A 22,876-nucleotide genomic window follows, 5' to 3' on the forward strand; every position below is an offset into this window, starting at 1 on the left:
CGGGGCATGGCACTCGTCCAGATCGCCCAGCGGGCCGAGGACCTCGGCCGCGCCTCCGCCTTCTACGCCGTCCTGCTCGGCGCCGAGCCCCTGGCCACCTACGACCCGCCGGGGCTCGTCTTCTTCGACGTCGGCGGCGTCCGCCTCCTGCTCGACGTCGGCGCGCCGAGCGCCCTCGTCTACCTCGGCGTCGACGACATCGACGCGACGGTCGAGCGGCTGCGCGGCGCCGGGGTCGAGGTGCGCAGCGAGCCGCACGTCATCTTCGCCCACGACGACGACACGCTCGGCCCCGCCGGCACCGACGAGTGGATGGCCTTCGTCGTCGACTCCGAGGGCAACCTCGTCGGCCTCGTCGAGCAGCGCCCGCGCACCTGAGCGGACGCTTTTTTCAGCCGTCCGGTCGATCTGCCCCGGTGGCGTTCGTGTAGACGGTGGAGGTGCACGAAGGGTGCCGCCTCCAGGAGCCACCACGACCGGCCGGCGCGACACCGGCAGGAGGAGACGACGATGAAGACCTACCTGATCAGCCTGTTCTCGCCCGACGGCCCGCCGCCCGAGGACCTCGACCTCAGCCGCGTCATGGCCGACCTCGAGGTCGTCAACGACGACATCCGAGCGGCCGGCGGCTGGGTGTTCGCCGGTGGCCTCGGCGACCAGGCGAGCGCCACGACGATCCGCAAGAGCGACCCGGTCGCCGACGCCGTGCTCACCGACGGCCCCTTCGCCGAGGCCAAGGAGCACCTCGGCGGCTTCACGATCGTGCGGTCCGACGACTACGACGCGGTGCTCCGGTGGGCCGAGCGGATCGCAGGCGCCACGGGGCTGCCCGTCGAGGTGCGTCCCTTCGTCGACCAGGACGACGCCGGCCAGAAGCCGACCGACCGCTGACGTGATGGCCGATCGGGGCGAGCAGGGCGACCAGCGTGACCAGGGCGCCGTCACGGGTGCGGACATCGCGCGCGTCTTCCGTGCGGAGCACGGGCGCGCGGTGTCCGTGCTCATCCGCACGCTCGGCGACATCGACCTGGCCGAGGACGCGGTGCAGGACGCGTTCGCCGTGGCGGTCGAGCGATGGCCCCGAGACGGTATGCCGCCCAGTCCCGCCGGCTGGATCATCACGACCGCGCGCAACCGGGCGGTCGACCGCCTGCGGCGCGAGTCGACGCGCGAGGCGCGGCACGAGGAGGCCCTCGTCGTGCATGCTGCGCCCGAACCCCGTGAGGAGGGGCCCGTGAAGGACGAACGCCTGCGGCTCGTCTTCACCTGCTGCCACCCGGCGCTGTCGCCCGAGGCGCGCGTGGCCCTGACGCTCCGCCTCCTCGGTGGTCTCTCGACTCCCGAGATCGCCCACGCCTTCCTCGTGCCCGAGGCGACGATGGCGCAGCGGGTCGTGCGCGCCAAGAAGAAGATCCGCGACACCGGCATCCCCTACCGGGTGCCGCGTGACGCGGACCTGCCTGGCCGACTCGTGGGCGTGCTCGCGGTCATCTACCTCGTCTTCAACGAGGGGCACACGGCGACGTCCGGCGACGACCTCGGGCGTCCCGACCTGTCGGCCGAGGCGATCCGGCTCGGCCGCGTGCTCGTCGAGCTGATGCCCGACGAGCCGGAGGCGATGGGCCTGCTCGCCCTGATGCTGCTCACCGAGGCCCGCCGTCCGGCGCGCACCGACGCCGCCGGCGACCTCGTGCTGCTCGCCGACCAGGACCGCTCTCTATGGGACGCGGCCATGCTCGAGGAGGGCCGCGACCTCGTGCGCCGGTGCCTGCGGCGGAACGCGCCCGGGCCCTACCAGCTGCAGGCCGCCGTCAACGCCGTGCACAGCGACGCCGCCAACGCGACCGACACGGACTGGGCGCAGGTCGTCCGGCTCTACGACCACCTGCTGCGCCTCGCACCCACCGACGTCGTGCGCCTCAACCGTGTCGTCGCCGTCGCCGAGGTGGACGGCCCGGAGACGGCCCTCGCGGACGTCGACCGTCTTCCTCTGGACGGCTACACGCCCTTCCACGTCGTGCGGGCCGAGCTGCTCGGCCGGCTGGGTCGTTGGCACGACGCCGCGGTCGAGTGGACGCGGGCCGCCGAGCTCAGCGTCAACGCGCCGGAGGCCAGGCACCTGCGCTCGCGGGCCTCCGCGGCGAAGGAGCACGCCCTCGGCGTCAGGTGATCGGGGCGCCCGCCGTCGCCGGCACGGGTTACCGTGCGGTCATGACGACGTTGCCGGACACGGCACCCCTCGGTCTCGCCGCTCCCTGGGGTGGCCGCAGCCACACGCTCGACCTCGACGGGCCCGTCCACTGGGTCGACTTCGGTGGTCCGGACGGCGAGGCCGCGGGCGGGCCGCCCGTCGTCCTCGTGCACGGTCTCGGCGGCTCCCACCTCAACTGGGTGGGCATCGCGCCGACGCTGGCACGCGCCCGACGTGTCGTGGCGCTCGACCTGCCCGGGTTCGGGCTGAGCCCGGCCGAGGGCCGAGCCACGACGGTCCAGCACAACGCGGCCGTGCTCAGCCGGTTCGCCCACGAGGTGCTCGGGCGCCCGGTCGTGCTCGTCGGCAACTCGATGGGCGGCATGGTCTCGCTGCTGCTCGCCGAGCGACGCCCCGCGCAGGTGGCCGGCCTCGCCCTCGTCGACCCGTCGCTGCCGACGCCGGGCCTGCGCCCCGACCCGCAGGTGGCCCTCACCTTCGGGCTGTACGCCGTGCCGCACGTCGGCGAACGCTTCGTCAGGCGCATCAACACCCGTTACACCGACCGCGAGCGGGTGCTCGGCACCGTCAACCTCTGCTTCGCCGACCCGACCCGGGCCGACCCCGACGTCGTCGACGCCGGGGTGCGCCTGGTCACCTGGCGCCGCGAGCACGGCATCTCCGAGTCGGAGTTCCTCGGGGCGGCGCGCTCGATCCTCGCGATGCTGCGCCGTCCCCGGCGCTACGACGCCCTCATCGCCGGCGTGCCGCAGCCCGTGCTCCTCGTGCACGGCACCCGCGACCGGCTCGTGCCGGTCGGGGCCGCCCAGCGCACCGCGCGGCTGAACCCGGCGTGGCAGACGGCATACCTCGAGGGGATCGGGCACACGCCACAGCTCGAGGCGCCCGAGGAGGTCCTCGGTCACCTCGAGCCGTGGCTCGCCTCGCTCTAGCGGGCTGTTGCGAGGCGCGTCACGAGACGCCGTGCGAGACGCGCGCTGCGAGCTCGGCGCCCCAGCGTTCGGCCCGCTCGACCTCGCCCGAGACGACGGGTCCGGGCGTGCCCTCCACCCAGAACGTCTCACCCTGTTCCGCCCGCTCGAAGCCCTTGTGCCGCAAGGCCTTCGCTGCGGCGCGCGCCGCCGAGCCGGGCAGCATCCGCACGTGCACGCGGGTGTCGAAGGTGACGACGGGAAGGTTCGTCCGCGGCGTCAGGGACTCGATCCACTCGCGCACACCGGCGCGCGACGGCGTCCCGCCCTTGGTCGTGGCGTCCTGCCTCGTCTGCGGTCGGGTCATGCCGAAGGCGTGGGTGGGGCCTCCCACGAGGAGCAGGTCGACGTCGTCGTCGATGGTGGCGGGCGCGTCGTCGACGTGCACGAGCCTCACGCCGTCGTCGCCTGGATGTCTGCCCCGCCGCAACCCAGCGGCGATGGCGGCCGCGATCTCCCGGGTGTTGCCGAACATGGACTCGTGGACGATGAGGACGTTCATCATGCACACCCCTTCCGCCATCCACGCTACGCCGGGGCGCAGGTGGTGTCCGGGGATCGTGACGAACGAGACGCGCCGCGCGACAATGGGATTCGCGGTCGCCGCCAGGTGGCCGATCAGCTGGAGGGAGACGTCGTGGACGCCAAGGCATGGGACGAGCGGTACGCCGCGCACGACCTCGTGTGGTCGGTCGAGCCGAACCGTTTCGTCGCCGAGATCGTCGGGCCGCTGACGCCCGGTCATGGCCTCGACCTGGCGGCGGGGGAGGGGCGCAACGCGATCTGGATGGTGGAGCAGGGGTGGTCCGTGGTGGCGCTCGACTACTCGTCCGTGGCCGTCGACCGGATGCGATCGCTGGCCGCCGACCGGCTCGGCGCCGATGTCGGCCGCCTGACCCCGATGGTGGGCGACGCGACGCTCCCGGCGCCGGGCGACCCCGGCTCCTACGACCTCGGCCTGCTCAGCTACCTCCAGCTGCCCGCCGACGAGTGGCGCGGGGCCCTGCGTGGCGCGGTCACCGCCGTGCGTCCCGGCGGACGGGTGGTCGTCGTGGGTCATGCGGGGCGCAACCTCGCCGAGGGCTGGGGCGGGCCGAGCGACCGCGCTGTGCTCTACGACCCCGACGAGGTGCTCGACGCCGCGGAGGGGTTGCCGGTCACCGTGGAGCAGTCGGGCATCCGCGAGCGCCCCGTGGAGACCGAGGAGGGCGAGCGGGTCGCGCTCGACACCGTCGTCGTGCTCCGTCGGGAGGCGTAGGCAGAGCTCATCCGTCGACCGGCGTTACGCGTGCGCCGGCCCGGTCCTGGTGGTCGTGCGGACCGGGGTCCCGGCAGGATGGGCGACATGGCCCTCGCCCTCTCGCACACGACCATCAACGCCCTCGACGCCTACGCCCAGTCGGTCTGGTGGGCCGACCTGCTCGGCTACCACGAGGACCCCGACGACCCGAATGAGCCGGGCCATCACGAGTGCATGATCTTCTCGCCCGACGGCTCGCACCGACTGCTCCTCATCGAGGTCGACGACTCCAAGGTGGTGCGCAACCGCGTGCACCTCGACCTGCGCCCCACCGACCGTCCGCGCGACGAGGAGGTCGAGCGCGTGCTCGGGCTCGGCGCCACCATCGACCAGGACTGCCGCACCGACGACGGTCGTGGCTGGGTCGTCATGGCGGACCCCGAGGGCAATGAGTTCTGCATCCTGCGCAGCGACGGCGAGCGTCGGGCGGCCGGGGACATCCCGTGACGGTGACGCGCTCCATCGTCCTGTTCGTGCTGGCCGCGCTCGCCGAGATCGGCGGCGCCTGGCTCATCTGGCAGGGCGTGCGCGAGCACAGGGGCTGGCTGTGGGCCGGCGCCGGCGTCGTGGCGCTCGGCGTCTACGGCTTCGTCGCCACGCTCCAGCCCGACGCCAACTTCGGGCGCATCCTCGCGGCGTACGGCGGGGTGTTCATCGTCGGCTCGCTCGCCTGGGGCATGGTCGCCGACGGCTTCCGGCCCGACCGCTGGGACGTCGCCGGGGCCCTGGTGTGCCTCGTCGGCGTCGCGGTCATCATGTACGCGCCGCGCTCGGGCTGACGGGGTCATGCGCCCCCGAGAACGTGGCGGACGGCATACGGCCCCCGGTATGATCGGGAGCGTCGCCGAGGGCCATTAGGAGTATGCCGTGGAGCTCGACCTCGACGAGATGCAGTCCGTCATCCGCCGCCTCAACCGCGCCCGCGGGCAGATCGGCGGCATCGTCCGGATGCTCGAGGAGGGACGCGACTGCGCCGACGTCGTCACGCAGCTGGCGGCCGTCTCCAGAGCTCTCGACCGCGCAGGTTTCGCGGTCATCGCGTCCGGCCTTCGCGAGTGCCTGGCCGACCCCGAAGGCGCGCAGATGGACGTCGCGAAGATGGAGAAGCTCTTCCTCTCCCTCGCCTGACCTCGACGGCCCGCGGAGCGCCTCCAGGTCTGGACGAACCGGGCACCCGGGGGCACCATGGTGGACACGGAGGTGGCGACATGAACCTGCAGCGGAACGCCCCGAGCCCGCCCCTCGTCGAGGAGGCCGGTCCGGACGCCCATGTCCCTGCGACCGCCGAGGAGCTGTCGCACCTGATGGCGTCGGCCGACCTCGCACGACACCTCGAGCGCGTGCGCCAGCACCGTTCCGAGCTGCGCGAGTCGGTGGCTGCCGTCGACCTCGCCCTCGAGGCCCCGATCGCCCGCGGCGGGATGTTCCGCGAGCGCGTGCGAGCCGCGCTGGCCGAGCTGGCGCACGACTTCGACGACCACGTCGCCCTCACCGAGAGCCCGGGCGGCATCTATGACAGGGCCCGGCACAACGCCCCGCGGCTCGCCGGCCGCGTCAACCGGCTGCTCGCCGAGCACCAAGACCTCCGCGACGCGATCCACGGCTACCTCGCCGTGCTCGAGCACGGCGGCACGGTGGCCGACCTGCCGGTCTTCCGCGAGGAGCTCACCGTGCTGATGGGCCGCCTCGTGCGCCACCGGCAGAAGGGCGGCGACCTCGTTTACGAGGCCTACGACGTCGACCTCGGCGGCCAGGGCTAGGTGCGCTGACCAGCCCGGCTGGCCTGACCAGCCTGACCAGCCCGACCTGCGTCGCTCGGCTCGACGCGGGGTCGCAGCGGGAATCCCGAGACGCCCTCCGCGCTCGTGCGTGACGCGAGCACCTGGTGCAGCTGGATCCCGTTGCGCTCGAAGCCGAGTCGCGATCCGGCGAGGTAGAGGCCCCAGACGCGCGCCGTGCCGAGACCGGCCAGCTCGACGCAGTCGTCCCAGTGCTTGGCGAGGTTCGCGTTCCACGCGGCGCAGGTGCGGGCGTAGTGCTCGCGGAGGTTCTCGTGGTGGCGCACCTCGAAGCCCTCGTCCTCCATGACGCGCACGATGTGGCCGCTGCCGGTGAGCTCGCCGTCGGGGAAGACGTAGCGGTTGATGAAGCCCCGCGACGGGAGCCCGTCGTGCTTGTTGTCGGGCCGCGTGATGCAGTGGTTGAGCAGCCGCCCCTCGTCGCGCAGCCGCTCGCGCAGGAACCGGAAGTATGCGGGGTAGTTGCCGACGCCGATGTGCTCGGTGAGGCCGATCGAACTGATGGCGTCGAAGCCGCGTTCGGTGACGTCGCGGTAGTCGCCGTGCCGTACCTCCGCCCGGTCACCGATGCCGTCGGCCTCGATCGCGGCCTGCGCCCAGCCGGCCTGCTGCTTGGACAGGGTGACGCCGAGAGCGGTGACGCCGTAGTGCTTCACGGCGTGACGCACCATGCCTCCCCACCCACAGCCGACGTCGAGCAGGCGCATGCCGGGCTCCAGCCCGAGCTTCTGCGCGACGAGGTCGTACTTGTACTCCTGGGCCTCCTCGAGCGAGGCGTTCTCGGTCGGGAAGCAGGCGCACGTGTAGGTCATCGACGGGCCGAGCACCCGCTCGTAGAACGCGTTCGACACGTCGTAGTGGTGGCTGATGGCGGCCGCGTCGCGGCGCTTGGCGTGCCGCAGACCCTGCGCCATGCGGTGCAGCTGGCTCGGCGTCTCCTCGCGCGGCAGCCGCGGAGCGCGGGGCCGGTGGTGGGCGACGAACCGGGCCAGCTCGGCTGCCTCGCGCACGCTCTGGCGTCGCGGCGTGAGGTTGTCGCTGACGAGCCGCAGCACGTCGTAGGGGTCGGCCTCGTCGATGCCCTCGATCTCGAGGTCACCGAGCAGGTACGCGCGAGCCAGGCCGAGCTCGGAGCCGCCCGTGAGGAAGTGGTTGAGCCCGTCGGGGTTCGTCATCCGCATGACGAGCCCGCCGGGGCTGCCGCCGCTCGAGCCGTCCCAGGCGACGAGGCGCACGGGGGCGTCGGAGCCGAACACGAGATCGAAGGCCTGTCCAACGGTCAGGGTCATCGAGACTGCACCGCCTTCTCGTAGAGCGTGGGGAGTCGTCCACGCGGGTCGTACTTCTTCTTCACGGGGGCGTACGCGTTGCCGCCGTAGAGCCGCCCGAAGGTGGCCTCGTCGTAGTACGCGTCGGAGTAGAGGGACTTGTGGCCGCCGAGCCGGGTCACCTCGGCCTCGATGTGCCGGTTGACGTCGCCCTCGGCGGCGTCGGGCTCGATCGCCACCGACGACCAGAAGCCGACGTTGACGTAGCGTTCGTCGCGCGCCATCGGGTAGAGCGGCCAGGGGGTCCCGGTGCCGCGCTGGCGCAGCTGGATCGGGCACAGCCACACCGGATCGATGGGGACCTCGCGCAGGAACCAGTCGACGAACTCGGCCGTGCGGTCGAGCGGGATCTCGACGTCCTGCACGACGCGCTCGCGCTCGGGCTGGCCGCGCAGCCGGTCGACGCGCGCCATGACGCCGTGCCGGTTCTCGAAGGCGACGATCTTCCAGTAGACGTCGCTGCGGAGCAGGTGACGGGGCCACAGCCGCCGGATCGTCGGGTTCTGGGCGCCGAACGCGCGGCTGCACCAGAACCAGTCGGTGTCCCAACGCCAGAGGTAGTCGTGAGCCGTGAGCACGTCGGTGCGCCGCTGCTGGATCGAGCGGTAGAAGACGTGCTCCCCGGTGTAGTCGCTCGGCCGCGCCTGGCCCTCGACGTGGTCGGTCCAGCGCCCGAACGTCAGATAGGCCTCGGTCGGTCCGAAGACGACGCCGTCGACGAAGTCGACGCGGTCGCCGTCCCACGTGTGCGACGCCATGACGGCATCGACCGCGTCGACGAGCTCGCCGACCGAGCCGAAGCGCTCGTGACGCAGGGCGACGTAGGGCCTCGCCGGCTCGAGCTCGATCACGAGGTCGAGGGCGTAGCCGAGCGAGCCGTAGGAGTTGGGGAAGGTGCGGAAGAGGTCGGCGTGCTCCCCGTCGGGGGTCGCGGTGACGACCTTGCCCGCACCAGTGAGCACACGCATCTCCAGCACCGACTCGTGGGGGAGACCGTTGCGGAACGACGCCGCCTCGATGCCGAGCCCGGTGACGGCACCGCCGATCGTGATGGTGCGCAGCTGGGGCACGACGAGCGGCACGTAGCCGTGCGGCAGCAGCTCGTCGACCAGCTGCTCGTACGTCGTCACGCCGCCGACGCGGGCAGTCGCCGGCCCGCCGTCGACGCCGGGACGCACGTCCACGACCCCGCTGAGCGCGGACAGGTCGAGGCCCGGCGCTCCGGTGTCGCTGCGCACCCGGAAGAGGTTGGAGGTGCGCTTCGCCAGGCGCACCGGCCGGTCGGGCGGGAGGGCGGCATACGCCCGCTGGACGTCGGCGATCGCGCGTTCGTGGTCGCGGGCCCGCGTCGACGGGTCCTCACCGATCGTCGTGACCTGAGGGGCTGCCACGGTCCAAGTCAAACAGACACGGCTGGCCGATGGTGGGGATTACTCGGTGGCAAGCAGGGTCGCGCCGAGGCCGACCATCATGACGCCGCCGGTGGCGCCGAGCTTGTCGAGCCGGGCCGGCTCACGGGCGAACCACTCCCGCGCGCGGGCCGCGAGCAGCGCCCACACGCTGTCGCTGCACACGGCGAGGACGCCGAAGACCGCGCCGAGCACGGCCATCTGCACGGCGACGTGCCCGGCGGCGGCGTTCGTGAACTGCGGCAGGAAGGCGACGAAGAAGAGGATCGTCTTGGGGTTGGTGAGCCCCACGACCATGCCGATGCGCAGGGCGTGCCCCCGCTTGCCCGAGACCTGCTTCTCGAGGGCCTCGCGAGCCTCGTGGCGGTTGCGGATCGCCTGCACGCCGAGCCAGATGACGTATGCCGCACCGGCCACCTTGACGACGGTGTAGGCCGTGACGCTCGCGGCCACGACGGCGCCGAGCCCCACCGCGACGAGCACCGCCTGGGTCGTGACGCCGATGGCGTTGCCGACCACCGAGAGCAGCGCCTCGCGCCGGCCGACCGTGAGGGCACGACCGATGGTGAAGAGCAGGCTGGGGCCCGGAACCTGGATGAAGAGGATCGACGCGATGAGGAACGCGACCCACTGACTCGACGTCGGCACCCGCCCAGTGTGCGCCCGCCCGGGCGTAAAGGGCAGGCGTTTTCCAGCCGTCGGACACTAGCGTCGGTCGTCATGACGACGCCCTCGAACATCCAGCGCACCGACCCACCGCTCGCCGCCGACGAGGCGACCACCCTCGTCGCGTTCCTCGACTACCACCGCGACACGCTCCGGATGAAGGCCGAGGGACTGACGGCGGAGCAGCTGGACCAGCGCCTCGCGCCCTCGACGCTCACCCTCGGGGCCCTGCTCAAGCACGTCGCGCTCAACGAGGCGAGCTGGTTCGGCGAGGTGCTGCTCGGACGGCCGATGCCCGAGCCGTGGGCGGGCGCCGACTGGGACGCCGACCGCGACTGGGAGATGACGTCGGCCGCGACGGACAGCCCCGAGGAGCTGCGCCGGATCATGGACGAGTCGGTCGAGCAGGCCCGCCGCGACATCGACGCGGCGCTCGCCGAGGGTGGGCTCGACTTCCGCTCGGCGAAGCTGGACCGCAAGGAGAACCAGCAGTTCACCCTGCGCTGGATCCTGCTGCACATGATCGAGGAGTACGCCCGCCACAACGGCCACGCGGACTTCCTGCGCGAGAACGTCGACGGCGTCACGGGGGAGTGAGGCCGGCCCGCCGGAGGCAGAACCGCCGGAGCGGCTCGACGGCGACGACCTCGGCGAGGTCGCGGTAGCGCGCGGCAGCGTGCTCCCGCCGCCCGGTGCGCCACTCGAGGTCCGCGAGGGCGAGGGAGGCGTCCCGGCTCGCGTATGCCGGAGCGCCCGTCTCGAGGGACGTGAGCTCCCGCTCCACCTCGGCCAGGGCATCCGGGATCTGGGTGGGCTGCCCAGTGGAGGTCGTGGGGGTCGTGGGGGTCGTGGAGGTCGTGGCGGCGAGCAGGGCCTGGGCCGTGGCGACGAGCCGCGCGACCCGGACCGAGGGCGAGGGCCAACGCTGCTCCAGGGCGCCGTAGAGCCGGACGATGCGCGTCCAGTCGGTGAGCTCGAACGTCCGCGCGCTCGAGTGCAGCCCGGCGATGGCCGCCTCGATGGCGAACCGCCCCTCGCCAGCGGCCGCGAACGTCGCGTCGTCCAGGCCCGCCGCCAGCAGCCCGACGTCCCAACGGCGTCGGTCGACCTCGTCGAGCGCGAGACCGGTGCCGTCGGCCGCAACGCGCGCCGGGCGTCGGGCCAGCCCGAGCCGGATGACGGCACGGAGGCCGTGCACCTCGGTGTCGTCGGGGTAGGCCGCGACGAGGGCGTCCGCGATCGAGAGCGCCTGGCGTCCGGTGTCGGCGAGGGCGTCCGCCGGGTCGAGCACCGTGCGATGTGCGACCGTGAACATGGCTGACACGCAGGCGATCACGACGGGCAGGCGGCGTTCGCGTTCGGCGGCCTCGGGCACGTGGAACGCGCCACGGGCCTCCGACAGGGCGCGCTTGGCCCGGGTGAGGCGGGCGGCTGCGGCGGTCTCCTGGATCCCGAGGTGACCGGCGATCTCCGGCACGGTGAGGCCGCAGACCACACGGAGGGCGAGCACCATCCGCGAGGCCGGCGAGATGGCTTCGTCGCAGGCGACGAAGAGGAGGGCGAGGCGGTCGTCGAGCCCCTCGCGAACGTGGACGGACAGGTCATCGGCATCCATGGCGGTGCGGTCGGTGCCGGGGTTCGAGACGGGATCGGCCTCAGGGCGGGCGAGCTCGGGCGCGAGCCGGCGCTCCACCGCGCGGCGACGGGCGTCGTCGAGCCAGGCGCGCTTCGCGACCGAGGTGCACCAGGCGGCGTACGACTCGATGCCGGCCCCGCCGGCGCGGTCGTGCGCGGCGGCGCGGGCGACGGCCTCGGCGGCGTACTCCTCGGCATCGTCGAGGCTCCCGGTGAAGGAGGCGAGGGCGCGCACGATGCGCGGCCACGCCTCCTCGAACTCACCCGTCCCGAGAGGCACTCACATCCCCGTCGGGAAGACCTTGCGCCACTCGATGCGGCCACCGGTGGGCACCAGGGCCGCGATGCGGCGAGCGGTGTCCTCGTCATCGGTCTCGACGAGGTAGAAGCCGGTGATGACCTCGGAGGTGTCGGTGAACGGCCCGTCCGTGTAGACGGCGTCCTCGACCTTGCGGTCACCGGCGCCCGGGGTGACGGTGCCGCCGTGGCGGGTGTTCTGGAGCGCGCTGCCGCCGACGAGGCGGGCGCCGAGCTCGACGACGGCCTTCTGGAATGCCTCGTGCTCGGGGAAGCTCGCGTTCATCTCGTCCGTCATCGACGCGTTCGGGTCCTTGCCCGCGGGTCCACCATCAGCGGGCGGGGCACCGTTCAGCCATGCGTCGGAGTCCCAGTCGCCCTCGTGGATCAGGTATGCGTACGTCTCGGCCATGGCCGGCTCCTTCTCTGCTCAGGTGCGCGGAGTGCGATGTGCTCTGCGCTGCGGCGACCCTCGCCACATCATCCTGACGAACTCGGCCCGCGGGAATCGACACGGCGTGGGATCCGGTTTCTCAGCTGCCGGCGAGCTTCTCGAGGCGGCCCTCCAGGGAAGCGCGTCGGTGCGCGTTGCCCTCGAGGTCGAGGTAGCGCCGGCCGAAGGTCGCGAGCAGGGCGTCGTCGAGCCGACGCACCGCGCCGGGTGGGTACTTGTAGCCCATCCGGCTGATGAGGTCGGTGCCGTCGACGTGCGAGATCACGTCGGCCAGGTGGTCGACCGAGGTGATGTCGAGCTCGAGCAGCAGGCCCGACACCCACGCGTAGTGGTCGGTGCGCGACCAGCCGGCGTCGGCGTACTTCGTCGCGAGGAACTTCGCGAGGTCCTGCGAGCTGATGCGGGGGTCCTGGACGGCGGCGTCGGGCGGGGTGGCGGGCAGCGCCATCTGGAGGCGGTCGCGGATGGCCGAGAACTCGCGGTCGGCGAGCTCGATGAGACCGGCTGCCAGCGTGAAGCGACGGTCGAGGTCGTGGGCGTGCTCCTCGGGCACCGTGCCCTTGTAGCGGATGTCGTGCTCGAACTCGGCCCAGGCGTGCTGGAGCACCGTGCGGATCTGCACGGACGCGCTGCGGCGGCGCAGGCCCTCGTAGGCGGCGGGGATCGTGCGGCTCGCGTCGACCGCGACGAGCAGGTGCCGGCTGGCATAGCCGAAGCGACCCGAGCGCGCGGTCTCGAGGCCCATGTCGCGGTCGTCGAGGACGGCCAGCTCCTCGGCGAGCAGCTCGGCCACGGCGGCGACGTCGTCGTGCACGTAGGTGATGACCCGAACGCCGACCTGGTCGGTGATGTCGGTGAGGGGGTCGGGGTAGAGCAGCTGACCGTCGCGGCGGCGCTCGGCCTTCGACGCGAACGAGGCCACGCTCTTGGTGCGGCCGCTCACGGTCAGGTAGTTGATGCCAGCCTCGTCGAGCAGTGCCCGCACCATCTCGACGAAGAGGGCGGTGGCGGCCTCGACGTCCGGACGGACCGCGGCGTACGCCCCCGCCACGTCGTCGCCGGACTTCGGTGCCACCTCGCTGTCGGACATGCGGCCATCCTGCCGTGCCGGCAGCTCCGGCGGTGACCTGTGCTCGCGGTGCCACCACAGGTCTCTGCCGTGGGACCGCGGGGAAAGGCGTGGACTCGGCGGCCGCCGTGGTGCGAGCGTGGCGGCATGCACCTCGAGACGGCCCGCCTGCGCATCCGCCCCTGGACCCATGACGAGGCCGACCGGTTGCTCGACATCCAGAGCCGCATCGAGGTCGTGAAGTGGCTCGGCGACGGCGAGCCGGTGCTCATGAAGGACCTCGACGAGGCGCACGAGCGCATCGACCGGTACCAGCAGCGAAGCGAAGCCCCACCGCTCGGCTTCTGGGCGGTCGAGGTTCGCGAGACGGGGGTCGTCGCCGGCTCGGTCATCCTGTTGACGCTGCCGAACGCCGACGACGGCGAGGTCGAGGTCGGCTGGCACCTGCACCCCGACTCGTGGGGCCACGGCTACGCCACCGAAGCCGCATCGGCCGTGATCTCGCACGGCTTCGACGCCGGCCTTCCCGAGATCTACGCGATCACCCACACCACCAACGCGCCGAGCCAGGCCGTGTGCGGCCGCCTCGGGCTCGACGACCTGGGCGTCATGGAGAAGTGGTACGAGGGCGGGTCACGGGTCTACCGCACCACTCCCGACCGGTGGGCACAGCGCGGCTGAGGCACCGCTTGGGCAGCCTGCTCAGCCGCCGACGTGCACCTGCGGGCGCCGGGCCGCGTCCGGTTCGGCGCGGCGGATGATCTCGTGCGTGAGCGGCGGGATGTCGCCCTCGCCGGCCAGCAGGAAGCGCAGCACGTTCTGGCCGGGCGCCTTCTCGCTCCACTCGAAGTAGACGTGCGGCGGCTTGCTCACGCGGTCGCGCACGTCGAGCAGCACGGCAGCGAGCACGTTCGGCACCGACGGCCCCGTGGCCCGGAGGATGTAGTGGCCACCGACGACGGCCGAGCTGACGTGCACGGTCGTGGCGAAGTCGCTCGCGTCGCTGATCTCCACCTCGAGGAAGATCGCACCCTGGCGGGCGTTGAGGTGGTTGTGCATCCGGACATCGAGCGACTTCGCGCGGTACTCCTCGCGGTCGCCGGCATTGATCTTGTTGGCGATGAACCGCAGTGGCTGCGGGCCGAGCGCCGCGTCGTCGAGGATCGCCTTCGCCCCGTCGTCGTAGACGACGCGCTGCACCCGCAGCTCGGTCGAGCGCACGATGCGCGACCAGACGCTGATGACCACGATGAGCGCGATGAAGACGAGGGCGATGACGAGGCCCTCGGGGCGCTGCTCGATGGTGATCGTGATCGTGTAGACGAAGATCGCGCTCACGACGGCGAAGAACCCGGCGGCACCGCGGTGGCCCCGGCGCAGCTCGGTGAGGAAGACCGCGATCGCCGCCGACGTCATCAGCGCGAGCACGCCGGTCGCGTACGCCCCCGCCTGCTCGTCGACGTTGGCTCGGAAGGCCAGCGTCACCACTGCGGCGATGAACGACAGCACGAGCACGAGGGGCCGGGTCGACCGGGCCCAGTCGGGTGCCATGCCGTAGCGAGGGAGGTATCGCGGCACGATGTTGAGCAGCCCTGCCATGGCCGAGGCGCCCGCGAACCAGAGGATGCCGATCGTCGACGCGTCGTAGACGGTGCCGAAGCCCTCACCGAGCAGCTCGTGCGCGAGGTAGGCCAGGGCCCGTCCGTTCGCCTGCCCGCCGGGCTCGAACTGCGCGTGCGGGATGAGCAGCGTCGTGACGAGCGACGACCCGATGAGGAGCACGCTCATGATGAGGGCGGCCGTCGTCAGCAGCTTGCGGGCGTTGCGGATGCGCCCCACGGGCTGCTCGGCCGTGTCGCCGGCATCGCCTCTCACGAGGGGCATGACGACGACGCCGGTCTCGAAGCCGGAGAGGCCGAGGGCGAGAGCCGGGAACACGAGCAGGGCGGCGCCGATGATGCCGAACGGGGCGGAGTGCGCTGCGGTCATCGCGTCGATCCAGTCGCCGAAGGCCGTCGGGTGCGCGCCGATCTCGATGATGCCCCGGACCAGCACGACCGCGCTGAGGCCGAGGTAGGCGACGACGAGCACGACGGCGAGGCCGATTGCCTCCTTGAAGCCTTTGAGGAAGATGGCCGCGAGCAGCACGAGCAGGGCCAGCGTCACGCCGACCTGGTGCCCGGTGAGGGCAGGCTTGAGGTACGGGTTCTGGATGACGTGCGCGCTCGCGTCGGCAGCGGACAGGGTGATCGTGATGATGAAGCCGGTCGCCACGAAGCCCAGCAGGCACAGCACGAGGATCTTGCTCGGCCAGTACGCGAGGAGGCGCTCGAGCATCGAGAGGCTGCCGTCGCCGTGCGGGCTCTCCGCGGCGACGCGGCGATACATCGGCAGGGCGCCGAAGAGCGTGATCAGCACGAGCACGAGCGTCGCGACCGGTGACAGGGCGCCGGCGGCGAGTGCGGCGATGCCCGGCTGGTAGCCGAGCGTCGAGAAGTAGTCGACGCCGGTCAGGCACATGACCCGCCACCAGGGCTGGACGTGGTGCTGCTGCTGAGCCTCGGACTCCCGCTCGTAGTAGCCGCCGGGGTCGGCCTCCTCGGCGTCCAGGAACCACCGCATCAGGGGCGTGCGCTCAGCGCGCTGCGTCGTCACGGCGCCGAAGTCTAGGGGGCAGTGCTGGGAACCCCCGGGCGGCCGAAGCGCTGGTAGGCGAGCGAGAGGGCGACGAGGCCGAGCGCCCAGAGCGCGTGCGCCCCGTTGACGAGCAGGAGGGCGACGACGGAGGCGAACGCGATGAGCGCCGTCCACCAGCCGGCGGTGCCGCGCGGGAGCAGGCGCAGTGCGGCACCGGTGCCGAGGACGTAGACCAACGTGAAGCAGCCGGTGGCCAGCAGCATGAGGGGTGTCAGCCCGAGGTCGAGGGCGACCGACGCAGCCACCGACAGCATCGACAGGACCGTGATCACCATGATGCTGCGCCGGGGCACCTCGCCGGCACCGTCGCCTTTCGCCAGCCACCCCGGCAGGGCCCCGTCACGGGCGAGCGCTGCGCCGAGACGCGAGCCACCCGCGAAGTACGCGTTCATGGCGCCGACCGTCAGCAGCACTGCGACGACGGCGGTGACCACGCGTGCCTGTTCGCCGAGCGCGATCGCCATGAGGTCCGACAGGGGCGCCTGGCTGCGGCCGGTCGCGGGGCCGAGCACGAGCACGCTCGTCGTCGCGAGGCCGAGGTAGAGCACGCCGACCACGACGACGGCGATCGTCGTCGCCCTGGGCACGTCGCGTGCGGGGTCGCGGTAGTCGCCGGCGAGGGACGCGACCGCCTCCCAGCCGGCGAAGCCCCAGACGAGGACGGCGGCCGCGGTGCCGACCGCGCCCCAGCCGTTCGGGGCGAAGGGGGTCAGGGACTCAGCGCTGCCGTGGGGAAGGGCGAAGGCCATCGTGGCGGTCATGAGCAGGGCGAGCGCGGTCGCGAGGCCCAGCTGCACGCGGCCGGAGAAGCGGAGACCGCCGAGGTTCATCAGGGCCGTGCCGACGATGAGGGCGCAGCCGACCGCGACGGTGGTGACGCGGCCTCCACCGACCACGTCGGCCACGTAGCCGCCGGCCATCATCGAGGCCGGAGGCGCACCGACCGGCACGGCGAAGTAGAAGCACCAGCCCACTGCCCCGGCCGCGCGCTCACCGAACGCCCGTCGCACGTAGGTGGACACGCCGCCACCGTCCGGGTGGCGGGCGCCCAGGGCCGCGAACGTGCTGGCCAGCGGGATCGACAGCAGCACCAGGGCCGCCCACGCGACGAGTGACGCCGGGCCTGCGACCTCGGCTGCGAGGGCGGGGAGCGTGATGACGCCCGTGCCGAGGACGGCGCCCACCGACAGGGCGGCGCCCTGGGCGACGGTCAGGCCGGCGGCGCTCGCGGGGCGCCGGGTCCGGGTCGAGGTCCGGCTCGAGGATCGGACGGATGCGGTCATGCGTCAAGACTCCCGCGCGAGTGGACCAGTCTGAAGGTCCACTTCTTGCCCAGTGGTTTGGGCCACTCTAGGCTGGCCGCGTGGACTTCCACGTCAGCCTCACCGGCGCCGGCGACCTCACCGCCCAGATCTACGCGCAGCTGCGCGAGGCGGTGCTCGACGGCCGGCTCGCCGGCGGCGACCGGGTGCCGGCCACCCGTGAGCTCGCAGCCAGCCTTCGCGTGTCGCGGGGCACGGTCACCTCCGCGTACGACCGCCTCCTCGCCGAGGAGCTGCTGGAGAGCCGGCGCGGCGCCGGGACCTTCGTCGCGGCCGGCTGCGTGCCACCCGCTGGGTCGTCGGGCGGGTCGGGCCGACGGCGTACGCGTCCGGGTGCCGTCACCCCGACTGTCCTGTGGCGCTCGCCGTCCGTCCCGTCACTCGTGCCGGGTGAGGCGACCCACGACTTCTCCGTGGGCGTGCCCGACGGCACCCTCTTTCCCCTCGCGACCTGGCGCCGCATCGTCAGCGGCACGCTGCGACGCGGACGGCTCGCGCCCGACACGTACGACGAGCGCGGCGCCAGCCGCCTCGAGGCCGAGATCGCGCGCTATGCCGGAGTGTCGCGTTCCGTGGCCGCGTCCGCCGACGACGTGGTGGCGACCGCAGGGGCCCAGCAGGCCCTCGACCTCGTCGCCCGCGTGCTCCTCGAGCCGGGAGACGTGGTTGCGGTGGAGGACCCCGGCTACACGGCCGCCGCGCGCCTCTTCGCGACCCACCGCGCCACCGTTCGTGGGGTGTCCGTCGACGGCGAGGGCATCGTCGTCGACGCGCTGCCCACGGCTGCGCGACTCGTCTACGTCACCCCGTCGCACCAGCACCCGACCGGCGTGGCCATGTCGCGCGCGCGGCGGATCGCCCTGCTGGAGTGGGCGGTCCGGCGCGACGCGGTGGTCGTCGAGGACGACTACGACAGCGAGTTCCGGTTCGCCGACCGCCCCCTGGAACCCCTCCAGAGCCTCGACCGCGACGGACGGGTGGTCTATGTCGGGTCGTTCTCGAAGTCACTGCTGCCCGGACTCCGCGTGGGCTACGCCGTCGCACCCGCGTCTCTCACCGCGGCGCTGCGCGAGGCGAAGCGGGTGACGATGTGGGACGGCGACGCCGTGACGCAGCGGGCTCTCGCCGACTTCCTCGCGGAGGGCCACCACGCCGCACACGTGAAGCGGGCCACGAAGGTCTACCGGGCGCGACGCGAGGAGCTGCTGCACGGCCTCGCCGGCCTCGACGACTGGCTCGAGGTCGTGCCGTCCGCGGCAGGGCTGCACGTCTGCACCTTCCTGCGCGACGGCCGCCTCGACGATGTCGCGATCGCCGACGAGGCTCTCGCTGCAGGCGTCTTCGTCGAGCCCCTCTCGCCGAGACACCTGGAGCAACCGCCCCGCCACGGGCTCGCGTTCGGCGTCGGCGGCATACGCGAGGAGCAGGTCGCTCCCGCGCTCGCCTTGCTGGGGGACGTGCTCAGGGTGTCTCGGCCGCGGCCGCGCGCCGGCGGATGATCGCGAACTGCGACGCCAGCGGGATGATGCCCAGGATGAGCACCATCGGCACGGCGAAGCCCAGGCGCAGGTTGTCGGAGCCCACCGCGCCGGTGAGCACGGCGCCGAGCAGCGCGCCGACGTAGTTGAACTGGTTGAAGCGCGCCACGACCTGGTCGGTGCGGTCGATGCGCTCGCCGGCCGTGTCGTCCTCGCCACCGGCGATCGCGCCGGCTGCCGAGAAGCTGAGCGGTGCGATCGTCGCGACGGCGCCACCCAGGATCGTGAAGCCGACGACGGCCACGAGCCAGGTCGGCGCGAAGACGATGACGGCCAGCGCGACCGCGGCCACGACACCGCTGCCGCGCAGCAGCCACACGGCGCCGTGCCGGTCGACGAGCCCGTCGCCGACCGCGCGGGCCAGCAGGGTCGCGACGAGGTAGGGCAGCGTCGCGAGCACGGTGAGGCCGCTCGGGGCGTCGAGAGCGCCCTTGAGGTAGACCGGGCCCCACGTCGTCGCCGCCGTGTCGACCATGTAGAAGAGCACCATCGCGAGGCCGAGCAGCGCGATGCGTCGCCACGGCACGTCGACCGCCGCATCCGACTGGGCGAGCTGGTCGCGGCGGACGAACGGTGCCGCGAGCGCGACGAGCGGGAAGACGAGCAGGGGCAGCAGACCCGGACCGAGGTCGACCTTCACCGTCACGAGCGTGACGACCGTGCCGAGGATGCCGCCCGCGGTCCAGAACGCGTGGAACGACGGCAGGATCGGGCGCCGGTAGAGGTGCTCGACCGTGACTGCCTGCATGTTCGAGGAGGCGTCGACGAGACCGAGTGCGAGCCCGTAGACCGCGAGGCCGCCGACGAACACCCAGAACGACGGCGCGAGCAGCAGCACCACGAAGCCTGCGGCCGCGGCGACGAGCCCCACCCGCACGACGACCGCGCTCGACGAGCGCCCCGCCACGACCTCGGCCACGACGGACCCGACGCCGGCGAGCAGCACGACCATGAGCAGCAGGCCGCTCACGGCGAGCTCGTCGAGGTCCCACTTCTCCTGGATCTGCGGCAGTCGCGTCGTCAGCGAGATGAAGAGCAGGCCCTGCACGAAGAAGGCGGTGCCGGCGGCGAGGCGCGCGCGGAGCAGGGGGGAGGACTCGGTCCGGAGGGTCACGGATGGTCACCTTGTCGGTCGGAGCACACGGCGTCAAGAGGTGGTACGCGGCTCAGCAGCACGCGTCGCCGCGCCAGTTCGAGCGCCCCTCGCGCACGGCGACGCCGGCGATGACGAGGGCGGCGATCGCGTCGAGCCACCACCAGCCCAGCAGGGCGTTGGCGAGCAGGCCGGCGAGGAGCACGGCCGAGAGGTAGGTGCAGAGCAGCGTCTGGGTGCCGTCGGCGACGACGGCGCCCGACCCGAGCTCGCGCCCGGTGCGACGTTGCCAGTGCGAGAGGAGCGGCATGACCGCGAGGGAGAGGCAGGCCAGGACGATGCCGGCGACGGAGGTGTCGGGCTGGTCGCGGTTCACGAGGGCCCGCACCGACTCGAAGGCCACGTAGGCCGCGAGCGCGAAGAACGAGACGGCGATGAGGCGGCGAGCCAGGTGCTCACGCTCCTCGGGGACGGGGCGGCCGAACTGCCAGAGGATCACGAGGCCGCTCATCACCTCGCCCGTCGAGTCGAGCCCGAACCCGACGAGCGCGGTCGAGTCGGCCACGCGGCCCGACGCGATGGCGACGACGGCCTCGACGACGTTGTAGGCGACCGACGCCCCGGCGAGCAGACGGGCGCGGCGCACGAGAGCGGCTCGCCGCGAGGGCGGCAGCAGCGAGAAGACCGGCAGCGACGGGGTGCTCACCAGTCGGCTCCCTGGCACTGGGTGCGGTCGGTGGTCTCGATCTGCAGGGTCGCGTGCGCGACGTGGAAGCGCTCGCGCAGCATCCGGCTCGCGGCCTCGAGGACATCCGGGCCGGCCTCCGGCCGCGACGTGACGAGGTGTGCGGTGGCGACGTCCATCCCGGAGGTCAGGGTCCAGACGTGGAGATCGTGCACCTCCGTGACTCCGGGCACCTCGCCGAGTGCCCGCAGCACTTCCGTGGGCTCCATGCCGGACGGGGCGTGCTGCCCCAGCACGGCGACGACCTCGCGCGCGAGCCCGACCGCGCGCACGGCGACGAAGACGGCGATGGCGAGGGCGACGGCGGTGTCCCACCAGGCGCTCCCGGTGGCCCCGACCAGGACCGCGGCGACGATGACGCCGACCGAGCCGACCGTGTCGGCGACGACCTCGAGGTAGGCGCCCTTGACGTTGAGGCTCTCTGCGGCGCCGCCGCGCAGCAGCAGCAGGGAGATGACGTTGACGACCAGGCCGAGGGAGCCGACGACGAGCATCGTGCCCGACGCGACGGACGCGGGCGACCCGATGCGGCCCAGGGCCTCGACGACGATGTAGACGGCGACGCCGAGCATGAGCAGCACGGCCAGGCCCGACGCGAAGACCTCGGCGCGGTAGGAGCCGAAGGTGCGCCGCCCGGTCGTGTCGGCCCGCGTCGCGATGCGGGTGGCGACGAGGGCAGCGCCCAGCGTCACGACGTCGGCCGCCATGTGGCCGGCGTCGGAGAGCAGGGCCAGCGACCCGGAGACGAGACCGGTCACGAGCTCGACGACGAAGAAGGCGCCGACGAGGCCGAACGCGACGGCGAGCCGCCACCGGTGCCGGCCACCGGCATGCGCGCCGTGACCGCCGTGACCCCCGTGACCCCCGTGGTTGTGGCTCACGACCGGGGGTCCCCGTCGTGGAGGGCGTGCTCACGCGTGACGTCGAGCAGCAGGCGGACGTGGGCGTCGCTGAGGCGGTAGTAGATGTTGCGGCCCTCTCGGCGCCCGGTGACGACGCCCGACGCGCGCAGCAGCCGCAGGGCCTGCGAGACCGTCGTCTCCGCCGTGCCGGTGGCCGCTGCCAGGTCGCACACGCACAGCTCGCCCGCCTCGAGGAGGGCGTAGAGCATCCGGGCCCGCGTGGGGTCGCCGAGCAGCTTGAAGACGCTGGTCACTCGGGCCAGCTCGTCGGCTCCGGGGGCGTTGTCGGTGGCCAGAGCCACCTTCTCGGGGTGCACGCACGGGGTGGCGCAGGCGTCGAGGCCGGTGACGGTGCTCATGGTCCCCACTTCATCTGATCGGATGTTCAGATGTCACTGTCGTGTCGTTCCCGCCGTCCTGTCAAACGTGCCACGCCGGCGGCAGACTGACGCGCATGCTCCGACTGACCGCGACCATCCCGAGCGAGCTCACCGAGCCGGTGACCCAGCTGCTCGCCGACTCCTCGGCGGTGAGCACGCTGTCGGTCCTGAGAGGAGCGGCGCTGCGCCCCGTCGGAGACGTCGTGCAGGCTGACGTCTCCCGCGAGGGCGCCAACGCCATCGTCGAGAGCCTGCGAGACCTCGGCGTCCACGAGGGGGGCACCCTGCAGCTCGAGCCGGTGAGCACCTGGGTCTCGAGGGCGGGCTTCGAGGCCGACGAGGAGACGCCCGGCAGCAGCGCCGACGCCGTCGTGTGGGCGGAGGTCGCCCAGCGCTCCTACGAGGAGAGCGAGCTGAACTGGACCTTCCTCTCCTTCATGTCGCTCGCGACCCTCATCGCCGGAATCGCCATCGTGCTCGACACCCAGATCCTCGTCATCGGCGCGATGGTGCTCGGGCCGGAGTTCGGGGCCATCGCGGCGCTCGGCGTCGCGCTGGTGCGTCGGCGCCCCCTGTTGCTGGCCGTCGCTGCGAGGGCGCTGGCCGTCGGCTTCGCCGTCGCGATCGCGGTCACCTGCCTGGCGGCACTCGTCGGCAGGGCGCTGGGCTGGGTCACCCTCCAGGACATCACCGGCGACCGGCCCGCGACGGCGTTCATCTACTCGCCGGACAAGTGGTCGTTCGTCGTCGCCGTGCTCGCCGCGGCTGCCGGCGTGCTGTCGCTGACGTCGGCGAGGGTCACCGGCCTCAGCGGGGTCTTCATCTCGGTGACGACCATCCCGGCCGCCGGCAACGTCGCCCTCGGCCTTGCCTTCGGCGCCTGGGGCGAGGTGCGGGGCAGCGGGCTGCAGCTCGTCGTCAACATCATCGGGATGGCGCTCGCGGGCTGGCTCACCCTCGCCCTGCAGCGCGCGATCTGGTCGCGGGTGCCCGCGCCCCGGTCTCACTCGCGCCTGAGCCGACACGTCCATGCCGAGCCGCCGCCGCCTCGGCTGTGAC

General features: G+C 72.6%; 26 protein-coding genes. 13 read left to right on the plus strand and 13 right to left on the minus strand.

Annotated features, from left to right (window positions below; translation table 11 throughout):
* Positions 1-6: 6 nt before the first annotated feature.
* From AB4091_RS08165 to AB4091_RS08180, 4 genes are all read left to right on the plus strand, one after another.
* A complete protein-coding gene (locus AB4091_RS08165; protein ID WP_442291231.1) occupies positions 7-378 on the plus strand; it encodes a VOC family protein in 372 nt (123 codons plus the stop codon).
* Positions 379-510: 132 nt separating this feature from the next.
* Positions 511-891 (plus strand): YciI family protein, encoded by a 381-nt coding sequence (locus AB4091_RS08170; protein ID WP_442291232.1) that lies wholly within the window; start codon positions 511-513, stop codon positions 889-891.
* A 4-nt stretch (positions 892-895) separates the two neighbouring features.
* Positions 896-2,170, plus strand: a complete 1,275-nt coding sequence (locus AB4091_RS08175) for an RNA polymerase sigma factor (RefSeq protein ID WP_442291233.1) — start codon at positions 896-898, stop codon at positions 2,168-2,170.
* A gap of 41 nt (positions 2,171-2,211) precedes the next feature.
* Positions 2,212-3,144, plus strand: a complete 933-nt coding sequence (locus AB4091_RS08180) for an alpha/beta fold hydrolase (RefSeq protein WP_442291234.1) — start codon at positions 2,212-2,214, stop codon at positions 3,142-3,144.
* 19 nt (positions 3,145-3,163) lie between these two features.
* Here the strand turns inward: AB4091_RS08180 and AB4091_RS08185 are convergent, their stop codons facing one another.
* The gene (locus tag AB4091_RS08185) at positions 3,164-3,688 is read right to left on the minus strand and encodes a flavodoxin family protein (protein ID WP_442291235.1); all 525 of its coding nucleotides are present in this window, start codon (positions 3,686-3,688) and stop codon (positions 3,164-3,166) included.
* Positions 3,689-3,820: 132 nt separating this feature from the next.
* Here AB4091_RS08185 and AB4091_RS08190 point away from each other — a divergent pair, with 132 nt between their 5' ends.
* The 5 genes from AB4091_RS08190 to AB4091_RS08210 all read left to right on the plus strand — a co-directional run bounded on the left by AB4091_RS08190 (position 3,821) and on the right by AB4091_RS08210 (position 6,243).
* Positions 3,821-4,441: a class I SAM-dependent methyltransferase gene (locus tag AB4091_RS08190; RefSeq protein ID WP_442291236.1), complete on the plus strand. Its 621-nt coding sequence runs from the start codon at positions 3,821-3,823 to the stop codon at positions 4,439-4,441.
* An 87-nt stretch (positions 4,442-4,528) separates the two neighbouring features.
* Entirely contained in the window at positions 4,529-4,930 is a 402-nt protein-coding gene (locus tag AB4091_RS08195; RefSeq protein ID WP_442291237.1) for a VOC family protein, read from the plus strand.
* Complete coding sequence (locus AB4091_RS08200) at positions 4,927-5,262, plus strand: YnfA family protein (RefSeq protein WP_442291238.1); 336 nt, start codon at positions 4,927-4,929, stop codon at positions 5,260-5,262. Before AB4091_RS08195 ends, AB4091_RS08200 begins: the two co-directional genes overlap by 4 nt.
* An 88-nt stretch (positions 5,263-5,350) precedes the next feature.
* The gene (locus tag AB4091_RS08205) at positions 5,351-5,611 is read left to right on the plus strand and encodes a metal-sensitive transcriptional regulator (RefSeq protein ID WP_442291239.1); all 261 of its coding nucleotides are present in this window, start codon (positions 5,351-5,353) and stop codon (positions 5,609-5,611) included.
* Between the two features lie 80 nt (positions 5,612-5,691).
* Entirely contained in the window at positions 5,692-6,243 is a 552-nt protein-coding gene (locus tag AB4091_RS08210) for a hemerythrin domain-containing protein (protein ID WP_442291240.1), read from the plus strand.
* Here the strand turns inward: AB4091_RS08210 and AB4091_RS08215 are convergent.
* Genes AB4091_RS08215 through AB4091_RS08225 form a run of 3 tightly spaced genes read right to left on the minus strand, consistent with a single transcriptional unit; the run spans position 6,240 to position 9,667 of the window.
* On the minus strand, positions 6,240-7,571 hold the full coding sequence (locus AB4091_RS08215; RefSeq protein WP_442291241.1) for a class I SAM-dependent methyltransferase: 1,332 nt from the start codon (positions 7,569-7,571) through the stop codon (positions 6,240-6,242). The two genes, AB4091_RS08210 and AB4091_RS08215, sit on opposite strands and share 4 nt — an antisense overlap.
* Positions 7,568-9,001 (minus strand): FAD-binding oxidoreductase, encoded by a 1,434-nt coding sequence (locus AB4091_RS08220; protein ID WP_442291242.1) that lies wholly within the window; start codon positions 8,999-9,001, stop codon positions 7,568-7,570. The genes AB4091_RS08215 and AB4091_RS08220 overlap by 4 nt, the downstream gene beginning before the upstream one ends.
* 39 nt (positions 9,002-9,040) lie before the next feature.
* Positions 9,041-9,667 carry a LysE family translocator gene (locus AB4091_RS08225; RefSeq protein ID WP_442291243.1) on the minus strand — a complete coding sequence of 209 codons (627 nt, stop codon included), beginning with the start codon at positions 9,665-9,667 and terminating at the stop codon, positions 9,041-9,043.
* A gap of 72 nt (positions 9,668-9,739) precedes the next feature.
* Here AB4091_RS08225 and AB4091_RS08230 point away from each other — a divergent pair, with 72 nt between their 5' ends.
* Complete coding sequence (locus AB4091_RS08230) at positions 9,740-10,282, plus strand: DinB family protein (protein ID WP_442291244.1); 543 nt, start codon at positions 9,740-9,742, stop codon at positions 10,280-10,282.
* Here the strand turns inward: AB4091_RS08230 and AB4091_RS08235 are convergent.
* From AB4091_RS08235 to AB4091_RS08245, 3 genes are all read right to left on the minus strand, one after another.
* Positions 10,269-11,600, minus strand: a complete 1,332-nt coding sequence (locus tag AB4091_RS08235; RefSeq protein ID WP_442291245.1) for a DUF6596 domain-containing protein — start codon at positions 11,598-11,600, stop codon at positions 10,269-10,271. The two genes, AB4091_RS08230 and AB4091_RS08235, sit on opposite strands and share 14 nt — an antisense overlap.
* Entirely contained in the window at positions 11,601-12,029 is a 429-nt protein-coding gene (locus tag AB4091_RS08240) for a YciI family protein (protein ID WP_442291246.1), read from the minus strand. It lies immediately after the preceding gene.
* A 121-nt stretch (positions 12,030-12,150) separates the two neighbouring features.
* Positions 12,151-13,161: a GTP pyrophosphokinase gene (locus AB4091_RS08245; RefSeq protein WP_442291247.1), complete on the minus strand. Its 1,011-nt coding sequence runs from the start codon at positions 13,159-13,161 to the stop codon at positions 12,151-12,153.
* 126 nt (positions 13,162-13,287) lie between these two features.
* On the opposite strand from AB4091_RS08245, the gene AB4091_RS08250 reads away from it, so the two are divergent.
* Complete coding sequence (locus AB4091_RS08250) at positions 13,288-13,821, plus strand: GNAT family N-acetyltransferase (protein ID WP_442291248.1); 534 nt, start codon at positions 13,288-13,290, stop codon at positions 13,819-13,821.
* Positions 13,822-13,842: 21 nt separating this feature from the next.
* On the opposite strand, the gene AB4091_RS08255 is transcribed toward AB4091_RS08250, so the two are convergent.
* Complete coding sequence (locus AB4091_RS08255) at positions 13,843-15,762, minus strand: amino acid transporter (protein WP_442291401.1); 1,920 nt, start codon at positions 15,760-15,762, stop codon at positions 13,843-13,845.
* 44 nt (positions 15,763-15,806) lie between these two features.
* Positions 15,807-17,120 carry an amino acid permease gene (locus AB4091_RS08260; protein ID WP_442291249.1) on the minus strand — a complete coding sequence of 438 codons (1,314 nt, stop codon included), beginning with the start codon at positions 17,118-17,120 and terminating at the stop codon, positions 15,807-15,809.
* Between the two features lie 80 nt (positions 17,121-17,200).
* Between AB4091_RS08260 and pdxR the strand changes: the two genes are divergently transcribed.
* A complete protein-coding gene (gene pdxR / locus AB4091_RS08265; protein WP_442291250.1) occupies positions 17,201-18,658 on the plus strand; it encodes a MocR-like pyridoxine biosynthesis transcription factor PdxR in 1,458 nt (485 codons plus the stop codon).
* On the opposite strand, the gene AB4091_RS08270 is transcribed toward pdxR, so the two are convergent.
* From AB4091_RS08270 to AB4091_RS08285, 4 genes are read right to left on the minus strand one after another with little or no spacing between them, the layout of a single operon-like run.
* A complete protein-coding gene (locus tag AB4091_RS08270) occupies positions 18,621-19,811 on the minus strand; it encodes an MFS transporter (RefSeq protein ID WP_442291251.1) in 1,191 nt (396 codons plus the stop codon). The two genes, pdxR and AB4091_RS08270, sit on opposite strands and share 38 nt — an antisense overlap.
* Positions 19,812-19,863: 52 nt before the next feature.
* Positions 19,864-20,496: a cation transporter gene (locus tag AB4091_RS08275; RefSeq protein ID WP_442291252.1), complete on the minus strand. Its 633-nt coding sequence runs from the start codon at positions 20,494-20,496 to the stop codon at positions 19,864-19,866.
* The gene (locus tag AB4091_RS08280; protein WP_442291253.1) at positions 20,493-21,416 is read right to left on the minus strand and encodes a cation diffusion facilitator family transporter; all 924 of its coding nucleotides are present in this window, start codon (positions 21,414-21,416) and stop codon (positions 20,493-20,495) included. The genes AB4091_RS08275 and AB4091_RS08280 overlap by 4 nt, the downstream gene beginning before the upstream one ends.
* Entirely contained in the window at positions 21,413-21,796 is a 384-nt protein-coding gene (locus AB4091_RS08285; protein WP_442291254.1) for an ArsR/SmtB family transcription factor, read from the minus strand. Before AB4091_RS08285 ends, AB4091_RS08280 begins: the two co-directional genes overlap by 4 nt.
* A 95-nt stretch (positions 21,797-21,891) precedes the next feature.
* On the opposite strand from AB4091_RS08285, the gene AB4091_RS08290 reads away from it, so the two are divergent.
* Positions 21,892-22,875, plus strand: a complete 984-nt coding sequence (locus AB4091_RS08290) for a DUF389 domain-containing protein (protein ID WP_442291255.1) — start codon at positions 21,892-21,894, stop codon at positions 22,873-22,875.
* Position 22,876: the final 1 nt, after the last annotated feature.

Source organism: Terrabacter sp. 2RAF25, from assembly GCF_052115265.1.
In the GTDB taxonomy this organism is placed as follows: Bacteria; Actinomycetota; Actinomycetes; order Actinomycetales; family Dermatophilaceae; genus Terrabacter.